Origin of the sequence: Brevundimonas sediminis (assembly GCF_048799765.1) — a bacterium.
GTDB lineage: Bacteria > Pseudomonadota > Alphaproteobacteria > Caulobacterales > Caulobacteraceae > Brevundimonas.
In genome coordinates, this window is record NZ_JBLYQK010000056.1 from 1 (window position 1) to 8,799 (window position 8,799).

Sequence of the window (8,799 nt, forward strand, 5' to 3'; positions counted from 1 at the left end):
CGGACGCGCGACGAACAGATGCAGCAGCAGGGAGCCGAGCAGGTTCACCGCGAGCCGGCGCCGCATCGGCGGCCGCATCCCCGGCAGGCGCAGCGCCCTCGCCCGCGTCGGTGGAAGCCTCGCCGCCGGCCTCGGTCTCGAAGCGACGGTTGCGCTCCTCGCGGCGGCGCTCCCAGCGCTCGCGGCGGCTCTCGCGACGTCCGCCCTCACGGCCCTGACCGTCCTCACCCTCGGCGCGGGGCTCGCGGTCCTCGCGGTCCCGACGGCCTTCGCCGTTGTTGTTCTGGCGCTCCTGCTGGCGCTCTTCCTGGTCGCGCTGGCGGCGCTCCTGCTCGGCGGCGCGATCGGCCTCGGCCTGCTGGGCGGCGAGGATGGCGGCGGCCTGCGCCCCGGACTCATCCTCGAAGTCGATGTCGAAGCCCTGACCGGCCAGTTCACGCTGGGCGATCTCGGACACCGGACGGGCCGGCTGCAGGGCGCGCAGGACGCGGAAATAGTGCTCGGCGTGCTGGGTGTAGTTCTCGGCCAGAACGCGGTCGCCGCCGGCCGCCGCATCGCGCGCCAGCTGCATGTACCGCTCATAGACGGTCTGGGCGTTGCCCCGGACCTTGATGTTCTCCGGACCCTGCGAGTCCCAGGAGCGGTTCGGATTGGTGGCGTTGGCGTTGCCGCCGCCGCCGGGCTTCCTGTTGCGTCCGCGCTGACGCTTCATGCCCTTGAAATCTCTCATCGGACGCTACCGTGCCTTGGTGGGGAGGACGAACCGGGCCTCGGGCTCGGTCTCCATCCGGGGGTGTTCCGTCTCGGGCGGGGCCTATTCCCCGCTGGCGATGTGTTCGGAAAGCCGTGTCGCCCCGTGGTCCGCCGGGCGACTGGCCCGACCGTCACGGTCCGGAACGCGCGCGAATCAGGAACCGGACAGGTTCGAGGCGTGCGTTCTGGTGGGAGACAGCGAAGACTTAGCGCGGCTTTGTGGCGTTTCCAAGAGGGATTGTGCGTCGCCCCTCTCAGCCCGCCTCGGGATACATCTTCGGGATCGGGTTCGTGCGGGGATCGGGCCCGTTGGTGACGACGCGATCGCGGTCGGACAGGTCCTTGACCACGATGACGTCAGTGAAGCCCGCCGCCTCGAACAGCGCCTTGACCGGCGCGCCCTGATCCCAGCCGATCTCGACCGCGAAGGTCCCGCCGGGCTTGAGGATTCGCATGATTTCGGGGGCCAGCTCGCGATAGGCGACGAGACCGTCCGGGCCGCCGTCCAGCGCCAGATGCGGATCGTGCTCGCGCACCTCGGGGTCCAGTCCCGCGATATCGCCGGACGGGATGTAGGGCGGGTTGGAGACCACCAGGTCGAAACTCTGGTCCGCGAAGCCCGTCGCCCACTCGGTCCGGATGAAATCGCAGCGGCCGCCGAGATCGAGGTTGGCGGCGTTTTCGCGCGCCACGGCCAGGGCCTCGGTGGAGATGTCGGTGCCGACGCCCCTCGCGGCCGGGCGCTCGGCCAGAGTGGCCAGCAGGATGGCGCCCGAGCCGGTGCCCAGGTCGATCATCGTGAAGGCTTCCTGCGGCGGGTAGGCCAGCAGGACCACGTCGAGGATCGCCTCGGTGTCCGGGCGGGGGCTGAGCACGTCCGGGGTGACGTTGAGGATGATCTTCCAGAAGCCCTTGCGGCCCAGGATCCGCGACACCGGCTCCCGCTTCAGGCGGCGGTCGACATAGCCCTCCATCGTCGCCTGCTGTTCAGCGGTGACGGGACGATAGGGGTCGGTGAGGATGTCCGTCCGCGAACAGTCCGCCGCCACCTCCAGCAGCAGGCGGGCGTCGATCGACGGGCTGTCGATCTTCCCGGCCTTGAGCGCGGCCTGGGCGGCCTTCCAGGTGGTCAGCAGGGTGCGGGCGGGGGCGGCGTCGGTCATGCGCAGGGGCTTGGACCGGACCGCGCGGGATTTCAAGCGCCGAGCGCGGGAACGTCCGGACAGCTTGGCCGTTGACGGGCGGATGCAGCGTCAGTCGGGCAGGAAGAGCGGGCCGGGTCTCTGGGGCGTGGCCGGAGCCATCGTCGGCGGCCTGGCGGCCGGCGCCGGGGCGGCGCACCTGCTCTACACCCGGGGACACAAATACGGCATCGAACTCAGGCCCGAGCGTCCGGAGCCCCTGACCCCGCCCCCGCCGACCCCGGAGGATTTCGAGGCGAAGGAGCCGGGCCGGGGGCGCATGGCCCGCCGGCCCGAGCAGATTCCGCGCAAGGGCTGGACCGACATCGTCTGGCGTGTGGGCGCATCCTATTTCGGCGACCGCGTGGGCTTCGTTGCGGGCGGGGTGACCTTCTTCGTGGTCCTGTCCCTGTTCCCGACCCTGGCCGCCTTCGTGACCCTGTACGGCCTGTTCGCCGATCCGAACGACGCCTGGGGCCGGCTGGCCTTTCTCTATTCAGTCCTGCCCGCGGGCGTGGCCGAGTTCCTCGGCGCTGAAATGCAGCGTCTGGCCGAGAACACCAACACCGAGCTGACCTTCACCCTGGTCTGGACCCTCGCGCTGTCGCTGTGGACGGCGAACGGGGCGATCAAGGTGCTCTTCTACGGACTGAACATCGCCTACCACGAGGTCGAGCGTCGCAATATCGTCCGCTACAATCTGATCTGCATGGGCTTCACCGCCGGAGGGCTGGTGGCCGTCCTGCTGTCCGCCGGCATGGTGGTCGGGGTCCCGGTCGTCCTGGGGGTCCTCGGATTGAAGGACGAGTGGGCCTATCTGACGCCCTTCCGCTGGCCGGTCCTCCTGCTGGGCTATATGGCGGCCCTGACCCTGATCTACCGGGTCGGCCCCTGCCGCCAGAAGGCGCGTTGGCGCTGGCTGACACCCGGCGCCATCTTCGCCGCCCTGCTCAGCCTGGGCCTGTCGCTGGGGTTCAGCTGGTATGTCTCGACCTTCGTGCGCACAGCCTCCTACGGCCCGCTGGCGGCGATGATGGGCTTCCTGCTGTGGACCTGGCTGACGGTGCAGATCGTCATCATGGGGGCCGAACTGAACGCCGAGATCGAGCACCAGACGGCCATGGACACGACCACCGGCGCGCCGCGGGCCATCGGCGATCGCGGCGCCGTCGTGGCCGACACGGTGGGGCCGCGCCGGGGTAATCCGGCCGCCCTGGCTTTCACCCTGAAGCATGCCGAGGCCCTGTCGGACCGTTTGATGCGGCGGCGCATACGCAGCCGCAGCTAGCCTCAGCCGAACTCGGCTTCCAGATCGGCCAGGCGGGCGGCCTGGTCCTCGGCGATCAGGGCGTTGAGCATCGGGTCGAGCTCGCCCTCCAGGATCTGCGGCAGGCTGTGCAGGGTCAGGCCGATGCGGTGATCGGTCACCCGGCCTTGCGGGAAGTTGTAGGTGCGGATGCGCTCGGACCGATCGCCCGAGCCGACCTGCGACTTCCGGGCGTCCGAGCGGGCCTTGTCCTTCTCCTGTCGCTGCATGTCGTACAGGCGGACCCGCAGGTTCTTCATCGCCTTGTCGCGGTTCACATGCTGCGACTTCTCGGACGAGGTCACCACGATGCCGGTGGGCAGGTGGGTGATGCGGACGGCGGAGTCGGTCTTGTTGACGTGCTGACCGCCGGCGCCCGACGAGCGATAGGTGTCGATGCGGATGTCCTGATCGCGGATCTCGATCTCGACGTCCTCGACCTCGGGCAGGACGGCGACGGTGGCGGCCGAGGTATGGATGCGGCCCTGCGTCTCGGTGGCGGGCACGCGCTGGACGCGGTGGACGCCGCTTTCGAACTTCAGCCGACCGAAGACGCCCTCGCCGGTGACGGTGGCGATGATTTCCTTGTAGCCGCCCATCTCGCCGTCGGTGGCGCTGTCCACCTCCACACGCCAGCCGCGCGTGGAGGCGTAGCGGGAGTACATGCGGAACAGGTCGCCCGCGAACAGGGCGGCCTCGTCGCCGCCGGTTCCGGCGCGCACTTCCAGCACGGCGGAGGCGTTCTCGTCGGCGTCGCGGGGCGCCAGCAGCAGGGCGACGTCACGCTCCAGCTCCGGCAGGCGCTCCTTCAGGGCCTGAAGCTCCTCGGCGGCCATGTCGGCCATCTCCGGATCCTCGGCCATGGCTTCCAGATCGACCATCTCGGCGCGGGCCTTCGCCAACCCCTGCACGGCGTCGGCGACCGGCTTCAGCTCGGCATGCTCTTTCGACAGGCGCACGATCTCGGCGCCGTCGCTGGCCGCGCCCATGCGCGCCTCCACCTCGTGGAAACGATCGAGCACCTGATCAAGCCGGGCCTGGGGCAGTCGCAAGGAGAACTCCGTGAAAGAAGGGGTCGCAGCCTTTAGCGCGGCGCGGCCCGCCCTGTCGATGCGCGGTCACACAGGCGTCACCGGCGACGGCCCTGCGCAACCCTTGCCGTGGCCCGCCATTCAGCGAAGATCGGCTGCGGTCGACAGGGCCGCCGGAGCTTTCATGGACACCTTCCTGCTTTTCCTCGCCGTCGGCTTTCTGGCCCAGGCGGTCGACGGGGCCCTGGGCATGGCCTACGGCGTGATTTCGTCGTCGGTCCTGCTGGCCTTCGGCGTCCCCCCCGCGACAGCGTCGGCCAGCGTGCACGGGGCGGAGGTCTTCACCACCGCCGCCTCGGCCGGCAGCCACGCCTGGCATCGGAACATCGACTGGCGGCTCCTGGCGCCGCTGGCGGTCGCCGGCGTCATGGGCGGCTGTCTCGGCGCCTATGTCCTCGCCGGACTGGACGGGGACGTCGTGAAGCCCTTCGTCGTGGCCTACCTGGCCTTCATGGGGCTCTGGATCCTGTGGCGCGCGGGCCGGAACGCGCCGTCCCGCCCGGTTCGCCCCCTGTGGGCCGCCCCCCTCGGCGCGATCGGCGGATTTCTGGACGCGGTGGGCGGCGGCGGTTGGGGGCCAACGGTGTCCTCGACCCTCGTCGGCGCCGGTCAGGAGCCGAGGCGGGCCATCGGCACAGTCAACACCGCGGAGTTCTTCGTCACCGTGGCGGTCAGCGCCACCTTCGTGTGGTCGCTGGTCACCGGCCATTGGACGGAAGCCGGAGCCCTGGAAAACCATGCCGCGGCGATCGGCGGCCTGGTCGCGGGGGGACTGCTCGCCGCCCCCTTCGCGGGCCTGATCGCCAAGAAGGTTCCGCGCCGCCCCATGACCTGGGCGGTCGGCGGCTTGCTGATCCTGCTGGCCGGCTTCCAGGGGCTGCAGCTGGCAGGGCTGCTCCGGTAGGGCTGTGCGGCCGCACCCGATCCGGCCGCACCCCCTGGTCTCGCCCCTGCGTTTCGCTCAGCTCTGCGGCGCCGGGACCGTGTCGGATGCGGCGGCTTCGGCGGCAGCCACAGCGTCGGCGGCCTGGGCGGCGGCGTCCGCAGCCTCGGCGGCCGCCTCGGCGGCCTCCCGTGACAGGCGCTCGGCCTCCTGGGCGGGCGTAAGAAGTTCGACCACAAGCGGGTTCGGCGTCAGGTCGCGCATCGCGCCGGAGGTGGCGTCCACCGCCGCACCGATGCCGCCGCCCAGAATGCCGTTGCCCACCGCCATCGTGACGATGCCGTCGCGGCTGACCCGACCGACGACGCTGACTTCCTGGGTGACGTAGCCGTCCATCGAGACGGTCGCCACGAAGTTGGATTTGCGCGGCATACGGAAGGTGCAGGGCGTCGCCGCGCACTCAAAGCCGTTGGTGGTCGAAACCTGGGCGCCGGACGGGGTGCTTTCGACCCGGAAGTCCTCATCGACCCCCCGGATAATCGATGCGCAGGCCGGCAGGCTGACCGCGATCACGGCAAGCGCGACCATTTGCGCGCCGCGGCGCGCGAAACGAACAGAAAACAAAGAATCCCCCGAGACTTAGAGCAAGCCGCCCCCCGGCGGCTCCGGCGCTACCTCGCATTGAGGCGGCCGCCCCGTCAATCACCGAAACGGGAAATTGGCGCGCGACTGGCCCCGGGCGTCAGACGGGCCGGGTCGCCTCGAAGCTCGGACGCGCCTCGAGCGCCGCCTGCAACGCCACCAGCCCCGGGCGGTTGGTCTTCCAGTCGAAATCCGGATGCCGGAAGTCGAGCCAGGTCAGGGCGACGCCTGTCGTGAGCGTCCCGATATGGAAATCGTCCGCAGACAGACCGGCGGCCTCCAGAACATCGAGCGCGCGGTGCATGTTGTCGCTCCAGCGGGCCATCCAGGACGGCGAGCGTTCCGTTTCAGGACGCCGCTTCTCCAGCACCAGCTTGACGCCCATCTCCAGAAGCCCGTCAGCGGCTCCCTCGATCCGCCGAACCCGCAGGCGGTCGTCGCCAGCGGCCGGCAGCAGACGCGGGCCGTCACCGAGGCCGTCCAGATACTCGCAGATGACGGGGCTGTCGTTCAGCGGCAGGCCGTCGGCGGCGATCAGGGACGGCACCTGGATGACCGGGTTGGACTCCAGCAACTCGGGCGCGTTTGCGTAGGGGTCGACCGCGATCTCCTGCACGGCCAGCCCCTTCTCGCGGGCGACGATCCGGCACTTACGGGCGTAGGGCGAGGGTGTGGTGATATAGAGCTTCATCGGATCAGCGGCGCTCGATGGTGACGCCCTCGGGCGCGGTCAGGGCGTCCAGGCGGGCCCGGGCGGCGGAATCGCCGAGGGCGTGGGCCCGGATGAAGTCGGTCGCTGTCGTTGCGATCAGCGCGAAATCGTCGGCGTCGGCATTGCCGATGAGGCTGTGATCACCGCCTGCAAAGGTCATCAGCATCTTGTCGCCCGCCGGGCTGGCGTCGAAGGGCGCGCGATGATCCCGCGGATCGGTGACGAACCCCCGCACAAGGTCGGCGTCGCCGGTGACCATCAGGACCGGAGCCGTCACCGTGGCGAACGTCGACGGCGTCACCACTTGCGGGATGAGGCCCGGGGACGAGAAGGCGACGACCGCCTTGATCTCGTCATCCGCCATGGGACCGGCGGGCGTCACGGCGCCGGCTTCCATAAGGGCGTTCAGCGAACCGAAGGAATGGCCCGCCGCAACCATGGGCTTTCCGGGATGCGAGGCCTTCACATAGCCGCGCACCACCTCAAGATCGACGATCCGGCTGATGAAGATGCTCTGCGGCGTCGCCTCCGCGTGCTGCGGGTGACGCAGGGAATCGGTGTGCATCGGCGCCACGACAGTGAAGCCCTGGGCGACCCAGTAGTCGATGATCCGGCTGTAGGAGGCGGGAAAATTGCCCCAGCCGTGACCGAAGACAATCACGGCCTGCTCATTCGCGGCCTGCCACACGCTGACGTCGATGGTGCGCCCGTCCGGGGCAGCAAGCTCCACATGGGTGGCCGCTGTTGCGGCGGTGGAAGTGACCGGTGCGGGGGCCTGCTGGGCGAAGGCCGGGGCGACGGGGGCCAGCCCCAGAGAAACAACCAGGACAAGCGCGGACGCGACGCGACGGATCATTCTGAATACCCCACCGGATGATCCGGTTTGACTAAACCAGCAGCCGGTGTCGGAACAGGCTTATTCCGCCGCCGCGAGAGCGGGTTCAGCGGCGGCCTTGCGGGCGGCTTCCAATTCGGCCGCCCTGGCTTCAACCTGGGCGACGATTTCGTCGATCATGCCTTCATTGGCCTGCTTGTGGGCGATCTTGCCGTTCAGATAGACCATGCCCGACCCCTTGCCGCCGCCGGTAAAGCCGACGTCGGTATAGAGGGCCTCGCCCGGGCCGTTCACGACGCAGCCGATGATCGACAGCGACATGGGCGTGGTCACGTGGGCCAGCTTCTCCTCGAGCACCGCCACCGTCTCGATGACGTTGAAACCCTGGCGGGCGCAGGAGGGACAGGCGATGATGTTCACACCGCGATGGCGCAGCCCCAGCGACTTGAGAATGTCGAAGCCGACCTTGATCTCCTCGACCGGGTCGGCGGCCAGCGAAACCCGGATGGTGTCGCCGATCCCCGCCCACAGCATCGACCCCATGCCGATGGCCGACTTGATGGTGCCGGTGCGCAGCGGACCGGCCTCGGTCACGCCCAGATGCAGGGGGCAGTCGATGGCTTCGGCCAGTTGCTGGTAGGCGGCCACCGTCAGGAACGGATCGGACGCCTTCACCGAGATCTTGAACTCGTGGAAGTCGTTGTCCTGCAGGATGCGGGCATGGTTCAGCGCGCTTTCCACCATGGCGTCGGGACAGGGCTCGCCGTATTTCTCGAGCAGTTCCCGTTCCAGGGAACCGGCGTTGACGCCGATGCGCATCGAGCAGCCGTTGTCGCGGGCGGCCTTGATGACCTCCTTCACCCGCTCGGCGTTGCCGATATTCCCCGGATTGATCCGCAGACAGGCGGCGCCCGCCTCGGCGGCCTCGATACCGCGTCTGTAGTGGAAGTGGATGTCCGCCACGAGCGGGACCTTCGCCTCGCGAACAATGGTCCGGAACGCAGCCGTGGACTCCTCGTCGGGACAGGAGACGCGAACGATGTCGGCCCCGGCCTCCTCCAGACGGCGGATCTGGTCGATCGTCGCCGCCGCGTCCGAGGTCGGCGTGTTGGTCATCGACTGAACGCTGATCGGCGCGCCGCCGCCCACGGGGACATTGCCCACCATGATCTGGCGGCTCTTGCGACGCTCGATGTGGCGCCAGGGTCGGACGTGGGTGTGGTCGAGGCTCATGTCAGGGCCAACATAGGCTCACGATTGCGGCATGGCCACGACATGCGGCGATCCGACAGACTCCGCCGTGATCAGCCGCCGGTCGCGGCGACGGGCGCCGGAGCGGCCGGCCCTGTGGCCGACACGGCCTCGAGGCGGGCCTGGGCGGCCTGGGCGGCCTGGC

Annotated in this window: 9 protein-coding genes; 2 read left to right on the forward strand and 7 right to left on the reverse strand. The window is 69.5% G+C overall.

What is annotated here, in order from left to right:
- Both ACLQ7T_RS15880 and prmC read right to left on the reverse strand, forming a co-directional pair.
- Positions 1–712: DUF4167 domain-containing protein (locus ACLQ7T_RS15880; RefSeq protein ID WP_420480258.1), on the reverse strand; the 712-nt coding region annotated here is incomplete at its 3' end.
- Positions 713–1,007: 295 nt separating this feature from the next.
- Positions 1,008–1,916, reverse strand: coding sequence for a peptide chain release factor N(5)-glutamine methyltransferase (gene prmC, locus ACLQ7T_RS15885; RefSeq protein WP_420480259.1), 909 nt, complete (start codon positions 1,914–1,916; stop codon positions 1,008–1,010).
- Positions 1,917–1,998: 82 nt separating this feature from the next.
- Here prmC and ACLQ7T_RS15890 point away from each other — a divergent pair, with 82 nt between their 5' ends.
- Entirely contained in the window at positions 1,999–3,222 is a 1,224-nt protein-coding gene (locus ACLQ7T_RS15890; protein ID WP_420480260.1) for a YihY/virulence factor BrkB family protein, read from the forward strand.
- A gap of 2 nt (positions 3,223–3,224) precedes the next feature.
- Here ACLQ7T_RS15890 and prfA read toward each other — a convergent pair whose 3' ends face one another.
- Entirely contained in the window at positions 3,225–4,292 is a 1,068-nt protein-coding gene (prfA, locus tag ACLQ7T_RS15895) for a peptide chain release factor 1 (protein WP_420480261.1), read from the reverse strand.
- A gap of 163 nt (positions 4,293–4,455) precedes the next feature.
- On the opposite strand from prfA, the gene ACLQ7T_RS15900 reads away from it, so the two are divergent.
- Positions 4,456–5,235 carry a sulfite exporter TauE/SafE family protein gene (locus ACLQ7T_RS15900; RefSeq protein ID WP_420480262.1) on the forward strand — a complete coding sequence of 260 codons (780 nt, stop codon included), beginning with the start codon at positions 4,456–4,458 and terminating at the stop codon, positions 5,233–5,235.
- A gap of 57 nt (positions 5,236–5,292) precedes the next feature.
- On the opposite strand, the gene ACLQ7T_RS15905 is transcribed toward ACLQ7T_RS15900, so the two are convergent.
- The 4 genes from ACLQ7T_RS15905 to ispG form a co-directional block, all read right to left on the reverse strand.
- Complete coding sequence (locus ACLQ7T_RS15905) at positions 5,293–5,802, reverse strand: PEGA domain-containing protein (protein ID WP_420480263.1); 510 nt, start codon at positions 5,800–5,802, stop codon at positions 5,293–5,295.
- Positions 5,803–5,956: 154 nt separating this feature from the next.
- Positions 5,957–6,547 carry a glutathione S-transferase N-terminal domain-containing protein gene (locus tag ACLQ7T_RS15910; RefSeq protein WP_420480264.1) on the reverse strand — a complete coding sequence of 197 codons (591 nt, stop codon included), beginning with the start codon at positions 6,545–6,547 and terminating at the stop codon, positions 5,957–5,959.
- Between the two features lie 4 nt (positions 6,548–6,551).
- A complete protein-coding gene (locus ACLQ7T_RS15915; protein ID WP_420480265.1) occupies positions 6,552–7,424 on the reverse strand; it encodes an alpha/beta hydrolase family protein in 873 nt (290 codons plus the stop codon).
- Positions 7,425–7,484: 60 nt separating this feature from the next.
- Complete coding sequence (gene ispG / locus ACLQ7T_RS15920; RefSeq protein WP_420480266.1) at positions 7,485–8,636, reverse strand: flavodoxin-dependent (E)-4-hydroxy-3-methylbut-2-enyl-diphosphate synthase; 1,152 nt, start codon at positions 8,634–8,636, stop codon at positions 7,485–7,487.
- Between the last annotated feature and the right edge of the window lie 163 nt (positions 8,637–8,799).